Annotated in this window: 12 protein-coding genes; 5 read left to right on the top strand and 7 right to left on the bottom strand. The window is 66.8% G+C overall.

All coding sequences use genetic code 11. The features are described 5' to 3' along the window. Nucleotides 1-32 precede the first annotated feature (32 nt). Together QX070_RS11310 and QX070_RS11305 are read right to left on the bottom strand one after the other, a co-directional pair. Nucleotides 33-2234, bottom strand: a complete 2202-nt coding sequence (locus QX070_RS11310) for an amylo-alpha-1,6-glucosidase (protein WP_315737141.1) — start codon at nucleotides 2232-2234, stop codon at nucleotides 33-35. 72 nt (nucleotides 2235-2306) lie between these two features. Then, entirely contained in the window at nucleotides 2307-4070 is a 1764-nt protein-coding gene (locus QX070_RS11305; RefSeq protein ID WP_315737140.1) for an ABC transporter ATP-binding protein, read from the bottom strand. Between the two features lie 292 nt (nucleotides 4071-4362). Here QX070_RS11305 and QX070_RS11300 point away from each other — a divergent pair, with 292 nt between their 5' ends. Beyond that, on the top strand, nucleotides 4363-5433 hold the full coding sequence (locus tag QX070_RS11300) for a glycosyltransferase family 4 protein (RefSeq protein WP_315737139.1): 1071 nt from the start codon (nucleotides 4363-4365) through the stop codon (nucleotides 5431-5433). 44 nt (nucleotides 5434-5477) lie between these two features. Here QX070_RS11300 and QX070_RS11295 read toward each other — a convergent pair whose 3' ends face one another. The 5 genes from QX070_RS11295 to bioB form a co-directional block, all read right to left on the bottom strand. Further along, nucleotides 5478-7421, bottom strand: a complete 1944-nt coding sequence (locus QX070_RS11295) for an alkyl/aryl-sulfatase (protein ID WP_315737138.1) — start codon at nucleotides 7419-7421, stop codon at nucleotides 5478-5480. An 82-nt stretch (nucleotides 7422-7503) separates the two neighbouring features. Next, nucleotides 7504-8769 carry an adenosylmethionine--8-amino-7-oxononanoate transaminase gene (locus QX070_RS11290; protein WP_315737137.1) on the bottom strand — a complete coding sequence of 422 codons (1266 nt, stop codon included), beginning with the start codon at nucleotides 8767-8769 and terminating at the stop codon, nucleotides 7504-7506. Continuing rightward, entirely contained in the window at nucleotides 8766-9398 is a 633-nt protein-coding gene (bioD, locus tag QX070_RS11285; RefSeq protein WP_315737136.1) for a dethiobiotin synthase, read from the bottom strand. The genes QX070_RS11290 and bioD overlap by 4 nt, the downstream gene beginning before the upstream one ends. After that, a complete protein-coding gene (locus QX070_RS11280) occupies nucleotides 9395-10540 on the bottom strand; it encodes an 8-amino-7-oxononanoate synthase (protein WP_315737705.1) in 1146 nt (381 codons plus the stop codon). The genes bioD and QX070_RS11280 overlap by 4 nt, the downstream gene beginning before the upstream one ends. Before the next feature lie 101 nt (nucleotides 10541-10641). Further along, nucleotides 10642-11694 carry a biotin synthase BioB gene (bioB, locus tag QX070_RS11275; RefSeq protein WP_315737135.1) on the bottom strand — a complete coding sequence of 351 codons (1053 nt, stop codon included), beginning with the start codon at nucleotides 11692-11694 and terminating at the stop codon, nucleotides 10642-10644. A gap of 120 nt (nucleotides 11695-11814) precedes the next feature. Between bioB and QX070_RS11270 the strand changes: the two genes are divergently transcribed. The 4 genes from QX070_RS11270 to QX070_RS11255 all read left to right on the top strand — a co-directional run bounded on the left by QX070_RS11270 (nucleotide 11815) and on the right by QX070_RS11255 (nucleotide 16759). After that, nucleotides 11815-12447, top strand: a complete 633-nt coding sequence (locus QX070_RS11270; protein ID WP_315737704.1) for a GntR family transcriptional regulator — start codon at nucleotides 11815-11817, stop codon at nucleotides 12445-12447. A gap of 130 nt (nucleotides 12448-12577) precedes the next feature. Then, complete coding sequence (locus QX070_RS11265) at nucleotides 12578-13978, top strand: MFS transporter (protein ID WP_315737134.1); 1401 nt, start codon at nucleotides 12578-12580, stop codon at nucleotides 13976-13978. 137 nt (nucleotides 13979-14115) lie between these two features. Further along, complete coding sequence (locus QX070_RS11260; RefSeq protein ID WP_315737133.1) at nucleotides 14116-14565, top strand: (2Fe-2S)-binding protein; 450 nt, start codon at nucleotides 14116-14118, stop codon at nucleotides 14563-14565. 10 nt (nucleotides 14566-14575) lie between these two features. Then, a complete protein-coding gene (locus QX070_RS11255) occupies nucleotides 14576-16759 on the top strand; it encodes a xanthine dehydrogenase family protein molybdopterin-binding subunit (protein ID WP_315737132.1) in 2184 nt (727 codons plus the stop codon). Nucleotides 16760-16799 lie beyond the last annotated feature (40 nt).

Here is a 16799-nt window from a genome sequence, read left to right as displayed (position 1 = left end):
AGCAGCTCGGCGGAGGGCGCGTTTCAGCGTCATCATTGCGCCAGCACCAGCGAGACCTGGATCTGACCGCGCCGCCGCAGCACCTCCATGGAGATGTCCTCGCCATGGCGGCGAATCCGCAGGTCGATCGTCGAGTTGCCGAGCCTGAGATCGCGCAGCACCACCCAGTCCAGGAACGCCGGCAGCCGCGGATTGCGCAGGCGGATCTCGCCGCGCGCGGCGTCGAACTCGAGCCCGAGCGCCGCTTCGAGCAAGGTGAATGGGGTTGCGCTGGCCCAGGCCTGCGGCGCGCAGGCCACCGGATAGAGCGTCGGGCCCCGATGCTTCTCGCGCCGGAAGCCGCAGAACAGCTCCGGCAGCCGGCGCAGATCCATGTAGGACGCTGCTTCGAACAGGCCGCCGAACACCTGCTCGACCGCATGCTTCAGGCCATAGCGCGACAGGCCGAGCGCGATCAGCGCATTGTCGTGCGGCCAGATCGATCCGTCGTGATAGGACATCGGATTGTAGCGCGGCTCGCCGCAGGCGACGGTGCGGATGCCCCAGCCCGAGAAGAAATGCGGCCGCAGCAGTTCGGCGGCAAGCTTGCGGGCGCGATCCTCGCGCACCATGCCGCTGAACAGCAGCTGCCCGGCGTTGGACGTCCGGACGCGGCAGGGCTGCTTGTGGCCGTCGAGCGCGAGCGCATAGGTGTTCAGATCCTCGCACCAGAAGGCGTCCTCGAACCGTTCCGCGAGATCAGCGGCCTCGGCCTGGAGCCGGTCCGCCATCTCGGCCTTGCCGAGCCGACGGGCGCAACGCGCCGCCAGCTGCTTGCCGGCAAAGACATAGCCCTGCACCTCCGCAAGCGCGATGTAACCTTCCGCGAGACGTCCATCGGCATGGAACACCGCGTCGTAGGAGTCCTTCCAGCCCTGGTTGGCGAGACCCTGCTCGGAGGCGCGCTGATATTCCACGAAGCCATCGCGATCGGGATCGCCGGGGCCGTCGATCCAGCGCAACGCCAGCTCGATCGCCGGCCATAGCTCCCTCAGGGTGTCGATGTCGCCGGTGCGCTCGATATAGAGGCCGGCGAGCAGCACGAACAGCGGCGTGGAATCGACGCTGCCATAATAGCAGCCGAACGGCACCTCACGCAGCGCCGCCATCTCGCCGCCGCGCATCTCGTGCAGGATCTTGCCGGGCTCGGCATCGGACAGCGGATCGGTCGTGCGCGCCTGATGCACGGCGAGCCGGCGCAGGACGCCGCGGGCAATGCGCGGATCGACCCACAGCATCTGCAGCGCGGTGATCAGCCCGTCGCGACCGAATGTCGTCGAATACCAGGGAATGCCGGCATAGGGATAACGCCCCTCCGGCGTATCCGTCATCAGGATGTTCAGATCGGCCGCTGCCTGGCACAGCACCTCGTTGAGGATGTCGTTGGAGGTCTCGATGCTGGCGGCGCCTACGGTGCATCGGCGCATCTCGCGGCGATGGGCGAGCAGGCTGCGGAAGAAGCGCCGGGGCCGCTCGCCGGCCTTGGCGTTGCACATCACGGCCACGAACAGCGAGGCCGATTCCTGCGGGGCAAGATCGAAATGATAGGTTGCGGCATTGACGGTGAGATGCGTCGGACGCGGATCGAAGCTCACGTCGGTGGTGCGCAGGACGTTGTCCAGGCCGCGATAGCGCAGGACGACCTCGGACGGGTCCACCAGCCGGCTCGCGCTGATGCCGCGCCGCGGCCGCACGGTGCCTCGCACCTCGAAAAGGTCGGCAAAATCATTGTCGAATGTCAGCTTGAGATCGAAGCTGGCCTGGCGATCGCCATGGTTCTGCAGCCCGATGCGCTGATAGGCCGTGCCATGCCACAGAAAGATCGTGCGCACGATGTGCAGCATATCCTTCGGCAGCACCAGGCGGCCCTGGCTGTAGATGTCGGGATTGGTGAGATCGACGGTCAGCGCGGAGTTGTCGTCGCGCAGGCTCGAGCCGAGCAGCAGGGGCTGAACGTCGTCCAACGTCAATTCGAGCCGCGCGAGATAGCGCGTATCAGCGTTGAAGAGACCGTCCGGTCCGCCGGCCGAGGCGCCGATGTCGCCGTGGCCGTCGAGGACGATGAACGTATCGTCGTGCTTGAGCGAGCGCCGCGGCCGGGACGCCGGCCCCGTCATGGGAATATAGAACGGCTGCTCCGCGGGCTCGTCCGTCTGGGTGATCGACGACAGTGTGCTTGCGACTTCGGCGGACATGTTGGCCTCATGCGATGTTGAAGTGCCCAGACAACCGAGAGTGCACGTTCTCGACGCGACCCGACGCTACGATCAGGCGGCGAACTTGGCGAGCCGGTTCATCTCCTGGGTCACGAGATCCCGATACGGGCCCTCGTCCTGCATCAGCCGGTCGGGTGCGCCGTCCTCGATGATCCTGCCCGATTTCAGCACCACCACGCGGTCAAAATTCCGCAAGGTCGCGAGCCGATGCGCGATCGCGATGACGGTGCGGCCGCGCATCAGCCGACTCAACGCCTCGCGGATGGCCTCCTCGGACTCGCTGTCGAGCGCAGCCGTGGCTTCGTCGAGCAGCAGGATCGGCGCGTCCTTGAGGAACGCCCGCGCGATCGCGATGCGCTGGCGCTGCCCGCCCGACAGCTTGACGCCGCGATCCCCGACCATCGTCTGCAGTCCTTCCGGCAGTGTCTCGACGAAGTCGCAGCGCGCCGCGATCGCCGCCCGCAACACCTCGTCGTCGGTCGCACTCGGACGTCCGTAGCGAATGTTCTCCAGAATGGAGCGATGGAACAGCGAGATGTCCTGCGGAACCACCGAGATCGCCTCACGCAGGCTCTGCTGGGTGACCTTGGCGATGTCCTGACCATCGATCCTGATGTGCCCGGCTTGCGGATCATAGAACCGTTGCAGCAGCGTGAACAGGCTCGACTTGCCGCCGCCGGACTGTCCGACCAGGCCCACGCGCTGGCCCGGCTGCAGGCGCAGCGTGAAATTGTCGAACAGCTTGTGGCCGCCTGGATAGTGGAAGGTGATGTTGTCGAAGGCGATGGCCGCACCGCTCTTGACCAGCGGCTCGGCCTCGGGGTGATCGCGCAGCTCGTGCGGCTGCAGCAGGGTCGCGATCGCCTCGCTCATGCGCGCCACGTGCTGGGTGACGTCGACCAGCGCCACCGCCAGATCGCGCGTCGCGTTGAGAATGCAGAGGCCGAGCGTGCAGACCAGCACGACGTCGCCCGTCGTCGCCCCGCCCCGCTGCCACAGCGAGATCGCCCAAGCCATCAGCGCGACCGTCAGCACGATCGTGACCGTCGCGTGCAGAATGCGCAGCTTCTCGAGGTAGCGAAGACTGCGCCCGCGCGCCTCCAGCTCCCTGTCGACCGTCGCATCGAATCGGTCATGCTCGTGGCGCAGGCCGCAGAACGCGCGCACCAGCGGCATGTTCGAGATCACGTCGACCATCTCGCCGTCGACCATGGCCGCCTTGTCGGCGAAATCGTCATGCAGCGGCTTGCCGGCTGCCGCCAGACGGAACATCGCCGCCACCATCATCGCCGCGATCAGCAGCAGGCCGATGGCCATCGGGCCGCTCACGGTTCCGATCAGACAGATCGCCGCGACGGTGGCGAGGCATGGCGGCAAGACGTTCCAGACGAACATGTTCTCGACGGTGAACACGGCGTTCGACGTCGCCGTGATGCGGCTCGACAACATGCCGGGCAAACGGTCGCCGAAATAGCTCGGCGAATGCCCGGTGAGATGACGGAAGATGTCGCGCCGGAGATCTCCGGTGACACGGACGAAGGTGAAGCTCGCGATCCAGCTGGCGACGCGCCACAGAATGTTGTCGGTCGCGATCAGCGCCATCAGCAGCACGAACGCGGCCCAGACGTTGCCGCCCCCCGCAGGCCCGGCGGAGAGGCTGTCGACGAGGGATTTCACGCCATATTGCGTGCCTACCGAACAGGCAACCGCACCGATGACGGCCATCAGGATAACGAGATGGGCGGTGGGACGCTTGCGCAGATAGCGCATCACGAAGGGAAAGGGTCGGTGCGCGTAGCCTGAAAGCTGATCCATGGTCTTCCCCTTGATGAGCGAGGTCGTGGCGACACCTGATGGGGCCAGATGAACGATGAACCATTTCTCCGGTTCCGTGCGCCTTCGCAGCGCAACCCTGCCCTCCGGTGATGCCGCGGCGGGCAGCGTTGGAGAGCGGGGATGGCATCAATAAGACGGCGCGGAACACGTTGTGTCGAAGAAAGAGTGATCGCGTGAATGGAACTTCGCACATGCGACAACGTTCCCGCTGTGGCAGTGCCGGCGCCATTGGGGATTCATCCATGATCGGTCACGAACAGGAGACGACGAGATGCGCATTGCGCAAATAGCTCCATTGACGGAGGCCGTGCCTCCGAAGCTCTACGGCGGCACTGAGCGGGTCGTTCATTGGTTGACCGAAGAGCTCGTTGCCCTCGGACACGACGTCACCCTATTCGCCAGCGGCGATTCTCAGACCTCGGCGAAGCTCTCTCCGACATGGCCGAAAGCTCTGCGCCTCGACGGATCGGTGAGGGATCCGAACGCGCTGCACATGGTGATGCTCGAAAACGTCCGGCAGCAATGCGACGACGAACAGTTCGACATTCTGCACTTCCACCTCGACTACTACCCGTTCTCCCTGTTCCACCGGCAACCCACACCGTTCCTGACCACCTTGCACGGCAGGCTCGATCTTCCGGAGCACCAGCCGGTGTTCTCGGTCTTCAAGGATGTTCCCGTCGTCTCGATCTCGGACTCACAGCGCCGGCCAGTGCCGAATGCGAACTGGGTGCGCACCGTGCTGCATGGACTGCCCGCAACGCTCCTGATGCCCAAGCCGGTGACGCCGAGCTATCTCGCCGTGCTCGGACGCATCGCCCCGGAAAAGGGTGTCGACCGTGCCATCAAGATCGCCATGCGCTGCGGGATTCCGCTGAAGATCGCGGCCAAGGTCGATCGCGCTGACCAAGACTATTACGAGCAGACGATCCGTCCCTTGATCCACGACAATCCGCTCGTCGAGTTCATTGGCGAGATCGGCGATCGTGAGAAGCCGGAGTTCCTGTCTGGCGCGCTCGGACTGCTGTTGCCGATCGATTGGCCGGAGCCGTTCGGCCTCGTGATGATCGAATCGATGGCCTGCGGCACGCCCGTGATCGCCTACAACCGCGGCTCGGTTCCAGAAGTGATCGACGACGGCGTGACCGGCTTCATCGTCGAGGACGAGCTCAGCGCGGTCGCGGCCGTCAATCGCCTGCCCGACCTGAGCCGCGCCCGCGTGCGCGAGCAGTTCGAGCGCCGCTTCACCGCGCGCCGCATGGCGCTCGATTATCTCGCCGCGTATCGCAGCCTGATCGACATCGCGAAGCCGCGCATCCGGCTGGTCAGCAGCGCCGAATAGCACGAGGAGGCCGGGCAAGTCGGCAGCCCGGCCTCCGCCTCAACTCAGGTCACGGCGCCTCGCTTCGGCTCGACGATCTCGAACATGCGCGGGAACTCATCCATCAGCGACATCAGCTCGGCCAGCCGCATCGGATTGCCCGCGAAGCTGATCTTTCCGGCGGCGACCGCTTCCGGAAAGCTCGTGGCCTTGGCAATGACCGCATCAAGCGTCGAACGCGCCAGCGTGAACCCCGCATCGGCGGTCGACGCCTGCACGCCGACCGCATAGGTCAGCGCACAATTCTGCAAGGTGAGCACGAAGCGCTCGCCGGTGTCGGTGAACGTCCAGTTCAGCACGATGTGCTTGCCCTCCGCCTTGGGCCCGTTCAGCCTGACCCCGAGCACGTCCCATAGCTGCTCGGTGCGCAGCGCCGCCAGCGTCTCGCGCGGCAGGCCGGGCCGGGCCGGAACCTCCGGCATACCCTGGCGCAGCTCCTGCGCGCCGAACAGATAGGCATTGCGCCAGGTCGCACTCTCGGCGGCATAGCCGAGCTGCTCCAGCGTGTCGGCCAGCAGCGCGCGCGCCTCGGCATTGTCCGGCTCGGCGAAGACGAGATGACCCACGGCCTGCGCGACGAAGCGGAATTCGCCGTTGGCAAAGTCCGCGCTCGCCCGCGCCAGCAGCGCCTCGGCCCCGCCCATATAGGAGACGTATTTCCGGCCGGCCTCGACCGGCGGCAGCGGATCGAGATTGACCGGATTGGCATCATACCAGCCGAGATATTTCTGGTAGATCGCCTTCACGTTGTGGCGGATGTGGCCGTAATAGCCGCGCGCATGCCATGCCCCTTCGAGGCTCCGGGGCAGCCTGATCTGCTCGGCGATCTCGCTTGCGGTCAGGCCATGATTCATCAGCCGCACCGTCTGGTCGTGGGCAAACTTGTAGAGGTCGCGCTGCTCGCGGATCATGCCGTCGACACGGCTCGCGCCCCATATCGGCCAATGATGCTGGCCGCACATCACCTCCGCCTTGCCGCCCCACAGTTGCAGCGCCTCGCCGAGATATTTCGACCACGCCAGCGCGTCGCGCACGTCGGCGCCGCGAAACGGCAGCAGGTTGTGGAAGTTGTGCGTGCAGTTCTCCGCGAGGTTCAACAGGCGATAGCGCGGCACGAAGAAATGCATCTCCGCCGGCGCCTCGCTGTTCGGCGCCATCTGGAATTCGAAGGTGAGACCGTCGATGGTCCTGGTGTCACCGGTTGCCATGATCAGGTCGGTCGGCCGCAACAGCGCAACGGCCCCCGCCGCCATGGTCTTGCCGAGCCCACAATCGACATGGCCCTTCGGACCCTTCGCGAGCAGCGGCCCGAACTGATATTGCGCCCGGCGCAGCATCGCAGGACCGGCGATGATGTTCTCGGAGACCGCATGCTCGATGAACAGGTTCGGCGCGATCAGCGGCACGCGGCCGCTGGTCAGGGCATCGTCGTCGACCACGCCGCGCGCGCCGCCCCAATGATCGGTGTGGGTATGCGTGAACATCACCGCCGTGACCGGCCTGACGCCGCGGTGCTGGTAGTACAGTTCCAATGCAGCCTGCGCGCCCTCGATCGAGGTCAGCGTGTCGACCACGATCACGCCGGTGTCCCCCTCGATCAGCGTCATGTTGGCTATGTCGAGCCCACGCACCTGGTACACGCCGGGCACGACCTCGAACAGGCCGTGATGCATGTTGAGCTTTGCCTGCCGCCACAGACTGGGATTGACGGTCGGCGGCGCCTGCTCCGCGTCGAGGAAGCCGTAAGGCGCGAGGCTCCAGACGGTGCGCCCCTGCGCCGTCGCCACCTTGGCCTGATCGATCGTGCCGAGAAAGCCGCGGGCGGCATCATCGAAATCGGCGGTGTCGCCGAACGGCAGCGCCTCCAGCAGAGCCTGCTGCGCCGCGCCCACGGCTGCGCTGGCCTCCTTGCACTCCTTGGTGCCATCTCCGCTGACCGGCGCGTTCATGACCGCTTCCTCCGCAACGACGTTGGCACGATGCTAGTGCGCGGGATCGCGGAGCGCAAATCGCGGTCCGCAGAACAGCCCCTCAGAGCACGTGATCGACGGCCTCGTCGATGGCGGCATAGACCGTCTCGACATCCCCGGCGGTGACGCAGTAAGGCGGCATGACGTAGATCGTGTGGCCAAGCGGACGCAGCAGGACGTCGCGGTCGCGAAAGAAGGCTTGCAGCTTGGGGCCGACCTCGGCGAGGTAGCCGGGCTCGTCGGCGTGGAGATCGAGCGCGGTGATGGTGCCACAGCGCCGCAGGTCGGCAAATCGCTCGTCGTAACGCAAGCGGTCGAGGCAGCGCTCCTGCGCGGCCGCGACGGCGGCGATCCGGGCGCGCGTCTGCGGCTGCCGCAACAGTTCGAGATTGGCGCTCGCCGCCGCGCAGGCGATCGGATTGGCGGTGTAGGAGCTGGAGTGAAAGAACGTGCAGGCGCGGTCGGTCGAATAGTGCGCCTCGAAGATGGCGGGACTGCACAGCGTAACCGCAAGCGGCATCGCGCCTCCAGTCAGTCCTTTAGCGTAGCAGGCGATATCGGGGGCGATGTCCGCCTGCTCGCAGGCGAACAACGTGCCGGTGCGGCCCCAGCCGGTCATCACCTCGTCGGCGATGAATAGCACGCCGAACGCCTTGCAGATCCGGTGCATCTCGCGCAGCACCGCGGCCGGATACATCAGCATGCCGCCGGCGCCGAGCACCAAGGGCTCGACGATGAAGGCGGCCGGCCGGTCCTTCTCGCAAAATGTAGAGAGCGCATCCAGAGTCGCCTGTTCCCTGCCTTGCGCTGGAAACGGGACGACGGCGACGTCGAACAGCAGCGGCTCATAGGCCGCATTGAACACGCCGCGCGCGCCGACCGACATCGCGCCGATGGTGTCGCCGTGATAGGAATGCTGCATTACCACGATGCGCGTGCGCGACTCGCCGATGTTCCTGAAATAGCCGAGCGCCATCTTCAGCGCGACCTCGACGCTGGTGGCGCCGCTGTCGGAGAAGAACACGTGCGTGAGGCTCGGCGGCACCAGCGCGAGCAGCCCGGCGGCAACCTGCTCGGCCGGCTCATGGGTATGACCGGCGAAGATGACCTGATCCAGCCGCTCGGCCTGATCCTGGATCGCGCGCACGATATGCGGATGGCAATGGCCGTGCGTGACCACCCACCACGACGCGATCGCATCGATGATCCGCCTGCCGTCGGCGGTGAAGAGATAGGCGCCCTCGCCGCGCACGACCGGTGTCATCTCGGGCTGGAGGGCATGCTGCGTGAAGGGATGCCAGATCGGCGAGGCTGCGTTGCGCGTCATCCTTCGAAATCCGTGCGCTGGAATTGAGTACCGAACACGTGCTGCAGCGATCGCGCCGTCAGCGGCGTGACCCAGGGCAACCGGCCGAGGCGCCTCACCTCGCCGAACCGGCAGATCGTATCTTCGTTGTCGTCGTGGCCGTCGCCGATGAAGGCGATGCCGAGCACGTCGATGCCGCGACTGCGCAGCGCCGCCAGCGACAGCAGCGAGTGATTGATCGTGCCGAGACTGGTGCGCGCGCAGAGCACGACCGGGAGCTGCCAGCGCGCGAAGACATCGAGATAGAGCGTTCCGGAATCGAGCGGCACCATGACCCCGCCGGCCCCCTCGATCACGACAGGCTGGCCGACGGCCTGCGGAGGACGGAGGCGGAGCGGATCGATGCTGATGCCTGCGAGGCGCGCCGCGCGATGCGGCGAGGCCGGCTCGGCCAGCCGATAGGCTTCAGGCAACACGCGGTCGTCGGCGAGTTCGGCGAGCCGCTGGACACGGCGGGCATCCGTCTCCTCGGCAAGGCCGGCCTGGACCGGCTTCCAATAGCAGGCACCGAGCAGCGCCGTGAGGCCGGCGGCGAACACCGTCTTGCCGATCCCGGTGTCGGTCCCGGTGACCACGATGCGCAGCGTCATGGCCGCAGCCCTCCGATCTCGTCGGAGAGCGCATCGAGCAGCGCCGCGATGGCCGCCTCGTCGATATTCAAGGTCAGCGACAGCCTGAGCCGCGCCGTGCCCGGCGGCACCGTCGGCGGGCGGATGCCGCGGACGTCGAAGCCCCGCGCCTGCAGCGCTGCAGCCAGGTTCATCGCGCGCGCATTGTTACCGACGATGCAGGGAATGATCTGCGACGGCGACCAGCTTTCACCGAAGCGCGCGGCGATCGCGCCATGGGCGAAGGCGACGAGCTGCGCCAGCCTCCGCTGCCGCTCCGGCTCTTCGCGCAGGATCGCAAGCGCTTCCATCACCGCCACCGCCATCAGCGGCGACGGCGCCGTGCTGAAGACGAAGGGGCGGCAGCGATTGATCAGCGTGTCGCACAGCACGCGGCTTGCGGTGACCAGCGCGCCGGCGACGCCCAACGCCTTGCCGCAGGTGTGAACGGTCACGATGCTCTCGCGTCCCTCGTAGGCTGCGGCAAGACCGCGGCCCTGCGCGCCATGGACCCCGGTCGCATGGGCCTCGTCGATCAGCAGAAAGGCATCGTGGCGCTCGGCGATCGCGATCAAATCCGCCAGCGGCGCGAGATCGCCATCCATGCTGTAGAGGCTTTCGACGATGATCCAGGGCCGGCCCACCCCGCCGCCCCTGCGCCAGATCAGGATCGCGTCCTCGGCCGACTGGGCGTTGTTGTGGCTGAACTGGCACGTCTCGGCACGGCCGGCGCGCGCGCCTTCATGGGTGCTGGCATGAACCAGCGCATCCAGCACCAGCAGGTCGTCGCGCTGCGGCAGCGTGGTGAGCACGGCGAAGTTCGCCATGTAGCCGGAGCCGAAGAACAGCGCGCTCTCGGCACCGAAGAAGCGCGCCGCTTCCGCCTCGAGCCGTTCGTGCTCCTCGCAATTGCCCCGCAGCAGGCGCGAGCCGCCGGCACCGACCGGCGTGCCGGCCTCCATGGCCGCGGCGACCGCGCGCTTCATCCGCGGAGCCTGTGCGAGACCGAGATAGTCGTTGGAGGAGAAATCGAGACCGGCCCGTGGACTGAGGCGCCGCAACCGGTCATCGGCCGCGAGTCTCTGCAGACCGTCGGAATAGATCGCCAATCTGTCGGACGGCATGGACATGGCTCCGCTCTGTTTCGGTCAGCCGCAGGCGTGGACCGGGCACGACAAGGCAGTTCCGTGGGCGCGGTCGCCCCGAGATCGCGATCAGGCTCGAATCAGGCTGGGGACGGCGCGTCCGCGCTCTCTCTGGCGGCGGCCGGCACGGCCGGGCGCGCCGACAGCGACGAGGTCATGCCGAGACGCGCGAGCAGATCGGCGTCGCGGTCGGCTTGCGGATTGGCCGTGGTCAGCAGCACGTCGCCGATGAAGATGGAATTGGCGCCGGCGAGCAGGCACAGGCTCTGCAGCTCGTCGCTCATATATTGCCGGCCCGCGGACAGCCGCACCACGCTGGCCGGCATCAGGATCCGCGCGACCGCGATCAATCGCACGAGCGCAATCGGATCGGGGCGCGCGGCCGTGTCGTTGACCGGCACGCCCTTCACCTCGTTCCACATGTTGATCGGTACGCTGTCGGGATGCTCATCGAGATTGGCCAGCAACACCAGCATGCCGAGACGGTCGTCGACCTCCTCGCCCATGCCGATGATGCCGCCGCAGCACACCTTGATGCCGGCCTGGCGCACATGCGCGAGCGTGTCGATGCGGTCCTGCAGCGTGCGCGTGGTGATGATGCGGTCGTAGAATTCGGGCGAGGTGTCGACATTGTGATTGTAGAAGTCGAGCCCGGCCGCTTTGAGCCGCTCCGCCTGCGGCGGGGTCAGCATGCCCAGCGTGACGCAGGTCTCCATGCCGAGACCCTTCACTGCGCTGACCATGTCGCAGACCTGATCGAGGTCACGGTCCTTCGGACTGCGCCAGGCCGCGGCCATGCAGAAGCGCTCGGCTCCCGCTGCCTTGGCACGCCGCGCGGTGGCGACCACCTCGTCGCGATCCAGCAGCTTCGTCGCCTTGAGCCCGGTGTCGTAGTGCGCGCTCTGCGAGCAGTAGCCGCAATCCTCCGGGCAGCCGCCGGTCTTGATGCTGAGCAGGCTCGCCGTCTCGACGCGGGTGGGATCGAACTGCCGACGATGCGCCGACTGCGCCAGGAACATCAGGTCCGGAAATGGCAGGCGGTAGAGCGCCTCGGCCTCGTCTCTGGTCCAGTCATGACGGATGGCATTGCCAACCACCATTCGATCAGGGCCCGCACCGCTTCGATCTATCATGCTCGCTCCACACCAAATTATAGATTATAATAGATATTATCTATGATTTCTCTGTATTTGAGCACCGTATCGGACGAGAGCTTCCGCTGCATTGGTTTTTTCGATAGATAATCTATGACTATGCCGGACGAGAATCTCACCACCGCTCAGCGGATCGCCGAAGCCATCACCGATCGCATCGTCAGCGGTGCGCTGCCGCCCGACGCGCCGTTGCGGCAGGACCACGTCGCGCGCGAGTTCAACTCCAGCCACGTGCCGGTGCGCGAGGCATTTCGGCAGCTCGAAGCGCTCTATCTGGTGGTCGCGGCACCGCGACGCGGCGTGCGGGTGGCGCCGCTGGATGCGAAGTCGACCAGGGAGATCGTCGAGATGCGCACAGCGCTCGAGGTGATCGCGCTGCGCAATGCCGCGCCGCGCTATACGCCGACGCATCTCGCCGCGATCGAGCTCGCGCTGATCGAAGCCGACAATGCCGAGACCATTCAGGAGTTCGAGACAGCGAACCGCGCCTTCCACCGCGCGCTGGTCACGCCCTGCGCGATGCCGCGGCTGCTGGCGAGCCTCGACGGACTACGCCTCGCGAATTCGCGGCTGGTGCTGGCGATGGCGCGCAATGCCGGCTGGCGTCCGCGCACCAACCAGGATCACCGCCTGATCCTGCAGGCCCTGCGCGCCCGCCAGATCGGCCACGCCTGCGAGCTGTTGACGCGGCACAACCAGACGATCGAGCGGTTGGCGCGGCCGGGCGTGTAGCCGGCTTCAACCCGTTCCTTGCGACCGGGCGCATACCGCCATGCGCCCGCGACGGCTGGGGCGCCCGTCTGTTCGAGTGTACATGCTGATCCGGACGCGCCCCGCGAGCCGAAGGTCCCCAAAGGTCTCCATGTCCAACCGCCACCACGCTTCGAAGCTCGCCGGCAACGGCACGGCCGACGGCCTGCCGCCTGGCAAGCGGCCCTGGGCGATCGCCGCGATCTTCACGGCGCTGTCGATGGCCTCGCTCGACGTCGCCATCGCCAACATCGCGCTGCCGTCGATCTCGGCCGATCTCCACGTCTCCCCGGCCGAGGTGGTCTGGGTGGTCAACATCTACCAGATCGCGTTGGTGGCGACGCTATTGCCGCTCGGCGCGCTCGGCGAGATCGTCGGCCATCAGCGCATCTATCTCGGCGGCCTCCTGCTGTTCACGCTGGCCTCGGTCGGCTGCGCGCTGGCGTGGTCGCTACCGACCCTGGTCGTCGCCCGCGCGTTGCAGGGCCTGGGCGCCAGCGGCATCATGAGCGTCAACACCGCGCTGGTGCGCTACGTCTATCCCGGCAAGATGCTCGGCCGCGGTCTCGGCCACAACGCGCTCGTCGTCGGCATCTCCTTCACCTTCGGACCGACCATCGCCTCCGCCATTCTCTCGCTCGGCTCGTGGCCTTGGCTGTTCGCGATCAACCTGCCGTTCGGCCTGATCGCGATTGCCATCGGCCTGAAGATGCTGCCGCGCACGCCGCGCGCCGACCACGGCTTCGACTTCCTCGGCGCCGGGCTCGCTGCGCTCTGCCTCGGCCTGTTCATCACCGGCATCGGCAGCGCCGCGCATGGCGCGACGCCGGCCATGGTGGTGGCCGAGCTGGTCGCAGCGCTCGTGCTCGGCGTCATCCTGGCCCGCCGCCAGGCCGATCATCCCGCGCCGATGCTGCCGATCGACCTGTTCCGCCGCGGCGTGTTCGCGCTCTCGGCGGCGACCGCCGTATGCTCCTTCTCGGTCCAGGGCCTCGGCTTCGTGTCGCTGCCGTTCTACTTCGAGGACATTCTCCAACGCTCGCAGGTCGAGACCGGGTTCTTCATGACGCCCTGGCCGCTCGCCGTGACGATCATGGCGCCGATCGCCGGCCGGCTGTCGGACCGCTTTCCCGCCGGCCTGCTCGGCGGCATCGGCCTGGTGATGCTCGGATCCGGCATGGCGCTGCTGGCCATGCTGCCGGAGAACCCGAGCATCGCGAACATCGTCTGGCGCATGCTGATCTGCGGCATCGGGTTCGGCTTCTTCCAGGCGCCGAACATGAAGGCCATCATGTCGAGCGCCCCGCCCCATCGCAGCGGCGGCGCCAGCGGCATCGTCGCAACGGCCCGATTGACCGGCCAGACCACGGGCGCGGCGCTGGCCGCCCTGTGCTTCAGCCTTGCGGGGCGCGAAGGTGCCACCCTTGCCTTGGCCCTCGGCGCAGGTTTCGCCGCGCTGGGCAGCGTGATGAGCTTCCTGCGGCTTGCCGTAGCTCCGCCGCGCGGCCCATGAGCCGAAGCAACTACAACCCCGGCTCATCACAAATCTTCCCGCGCGGCAAACGCATATTCTTGATTTGAAGGATGCAAACGTTCGCGCCACATTGCCGCCCTCTGTTCAACTGGCGAGTTGAACGAAAGGGATCTGCGATGGCAAACCTGACGATCAACGGACAATCCTATGCTCTGGACGTCGAGCCCGACACGCCGCTGCTGTGGGCGATCCGCGAGAACGCCGGACTGACCGGCACCAAATATGGCTGCGGCATCGCACAATGCGGCGCCTGCACCGTGCATCTCGACGGCACCGCCGTGCGTTCCTGCGGCGTCACCGTCTCCGAGGCCCAGGGCAAGCAGATCACGACCATCGAGGGACTCGCCAGCGACGGCGGCCTGCACAAGGTGCAACAGGCGTGGCTGGAGAACGACGTTCCCCAATGCGGCTACTGCCAGAGCGGCATGATCATGGCCGTCGTCGCGCTGCTCAAGGACAATCCGAAGCCGAGCGACCAGGACATCAACGACGCCATCACCAACATCTGCCGCTGTGGAACCTTCGCGCAGGTGCGCGAGGCGATCCACGCCGCTGCCAACGCCTGAGGAGGACGGCATGAACCAGCATGTGACGCCGCGCCTCAACCGCCGGTCCTTCGTCATCGGCACCGCCGCGCTCGGCGGTGGCCTCGCGCTCGGCCTCGACATCCCGTTCGGCGGCCCGCAAATCGTGCGCGCCGCGGATGGCTCGCCCGAGGTCAATGCCTGGGTCGTAGTCCGGCCCGACGACACCGTGGTGATCCGCATCGCCCGCTCGGAGATGGGCCAGGGCTCGCTCACCGGTCTCGCTCAGCTCGTCGCGGAAGAACTTGCCTGCGACTGGAGCAAGGTGACGACCGAATATCCGACGCCCGGCCAGAACGTCGCCCGCAAGCGCGTGTGGGGCGATTTCTCCACCGGCGGCAGCCGCGGCATCCGCTCTTCGCAGGACTACGTCCGCAAGGGCGGCGCCGCCGCGCGCATGATGCTGATCCAGGCGGCCGCCGACGAATGGAAGGTTCCGGTGGCCGAATGCACCGCCGCCAACAGCGTCATCACCCACAAGGCCTCGGGCCGCACGACGACCTACGGCAAGGTGGCGGAAGCCGCCGCGAAGCTGACGCCGCCTGCCGACGTCAAGCTGAAGGATCCGAAGGACTGGACCCTGATCGGCAAGGGCGTGAGACGGCTCGACACCGCCGACAAGGTCACCGGCGCGATGATCTACGGCGCCGATATGAAGCTGCCGAACATGCTCAACGCCGCGATCAAGGACTGTCCGGTCACCGGCGGCAAGCTGAAGAGCTATGACGAGGCCAAGATCGCCGGCATGAAGGGCGTCAAGAAGGTGGTGGCGATCGACGGCACCGCCGTGGCCGTGGTCGCCGACACCTGGTGGCACGCGAAGACGGCGCTCGATGCGCTGCCGATCGTGTGGGAGGAAGGAGAGAACACCAAGGTCTCCTCGGCGTCGATCGCCAAATGGCTCGCGGAAGGATTGGACTCCGGGCCGGCCTTCGTCGGCAACGAGAACGGCGATGCCAAGGCCGCGCTGGCGAACGCGGTGAAGAAGGTCGAGGCGGTCTACGACTATCCCTACCAGAACCACGCCACGATGGAGCCGATGAACGCGACCGCGCTCTACACGGCCGATCGCTGCGAGGTGTGGTGCGGCACGCAGAACGGCGAGGCGGCGTTCGCCGCGGTGCTGGAAGCCTCAGGGCTTCCGGCGGACAAGTGCGAGGTGCACAAGTTGATTCTCGGCGGCGGCTTCGGCCGGCGCGGCCAGACCGACTATGTCCGCCAGGCGGTGAAGATCGCCAAGGAGATGCCGGGCACGCCGGTCAAGCTGCTGTGGTCGCGCGAGGAGGACATGACGCATGGCCGCTATCACCCGATCACGCAGTGCAAGCTGACCGGCGGCTTCGACGCCGACAACAATCTGACCGCGCTGCACATGCGCATCTCCGGCCAGTCGATCCTGTTCAGCCTGCGGCCCGACGCGCTGGTCAACGGCAAAGACCCCGCGACCTTCCAGGGGCTCGCGCCATCGGGCGAAGCCACGATCGGCTACTCCGTGCCGAACCTCCTGATCGAACACGCGATGCGCAACCCGCACATCAATCCGGGCTTCTGGCGCGGCGTCAACGTGAACCAGAACGCGATCTATCTCGAATGCTTCATGGATGAGCTCGCCAATGCGGCCGGCCAGGATCCGCTGGAATTCCGCCGCAAGCTGATGGCCGATCATCCCAAGCACCTCGCGGTGCTGAACGCCGTGGCCGAGAAGATCGGCTGGGACACGCCGGCGCCGGACGGCGTTCATCGCGGGCTGGCGCAGCTCCATGGCTATGGCAGCTATGTCGCGGGCGCCGCCGAGATCTCCGTGATCGACGGCACCAAGATCAAGATCCACCGCATCGTCGCCTCGACCGATCCCGGCTACGTGGTCAATCCGGCGCAGGTGGAGCGGCAGATCGCGGGCTCGTTCGTCTACGGCCTGTCGGCGCTGTTCTACGGCGGCTGCACGGTCAAGGACGGCCGCATCGAGCAGACCAACTTCGACAGCTACAACTCGATGCGGATCAGCGAGATGCCGAAGGTGGAAGCGATCATGATCCCGAGCGGCGGCTTCTGGGGCGGCGTCGGCGAGCCGACCATCGGCGTCGCCGCGCCCGCCGTGCTGAACGCGTATTTCGCTGCCACCGGCAAGCGCATCCGCTCGGTGCCGCTGCGCGCCCAGAACATCACCTTCGCATGACCCACGTGGCGGCAGCCGTTGGGAACAATGGCCGCCGCCG

It is taken from the genome of Bradyrhizobium sp. SZCCHNR1093, from assembly GCF_032381175.1.
GTDB lineage: Bacteria > Pseudomonadota > Alphaproteobacteria > Rhizobiales > Xanthobacteraceae > Bradyrhizobium.
This window is presented reverse-complemented; position numbering and strand designations above follow the sequence as displayed.

Excerpts from the sequence above, each read along its gene's own strand:
- QX070_RS11270 (WP_315737704.1), top strand. The coding sequence starts at position 11,815 with ATGCCGGACGAGAATCTCACCACCGCTCAGCGGATCGCCGAAGCCATC.
- bioB (WP_315737135.1), bottom strand. The coding sequence starts at position 11,694 with ATGATAGATCGAAGCGGTGCGGGCCCTGATCGAATGGTGGTTGGCAAT.
- QX070_RS11290 (WP_315737137.1), bottom strand. The coding sequence starts at position 8,769 with ATGACGCGCAACGCAGCCTCGCCGATCTGGCATCCCTTCACGCAGCAT.
- QX070_RS11260 (WP_315737133.1), top strand. The coding sequence starts at position 14,116 with ATGGCAAACCTGACGATCAACGGACAATCCTATGCTCTGGACGTCGAG.
- QX070_RS11280 (WP_315737705.1), bottom strand. The coding sequence starts at position 10,540 with ATGCCGTCCGACAGATTGGCGATCTATTCCGACGGTCTGCAGAGACTC.
- QX070_RS11255 (WP_315737132.1), top strand. The coding sequence starts at position 14,576 with ATGAACCAGCATGTGACGCCGCGCCTCAACCGCCGGTCCTTCGTCATC.
- QX070_RS11300 (WP_315737139.1), top strand. The coding sequence starts at position 4,363 with ATGCGCATTGCGCAAATAGCTCCATTGACGGAGGCCGTGCCTCCGAAG.
- QX070_RS11265 (WP_315737134.1), top strand. The coding sequence starts at position 12,578 with ATGTCCAACCGCCACCACGCTTCGAAGCTCGCCGGCAACGGCACGGCC.
- QX070_RS11295 (WP_315737138.1), bottom strand. The coding sequence starts at position 7,421 with ATGAACGCGCCGGTCAGCGGAGATGGCACCAAGGAGTGCAAGGAGGCC.
- QX070_RS11305 (WP_315737140.1), bottom strand. The coding sequence starts at position 4,070 with ATGGATCAGCTTTCAGGCTACGCGCACCGACCCTTTCCCTTCGTGATG.
- bioD (WP_315737136.1), bottom strand. The coding sequence starts at position 9,398 with ATGACGCTGCGCATCGTGGTCACCGGGACCGACACCGGGATCGGCAAG.
- QX070_RS11310 (WP_315737141.1), bottom strand. The coding sequence starts at position 2,234 with ATGTCCGCCGAAGTCGCAAGCACACTGTCGTCGATCACCCAGACGGAC.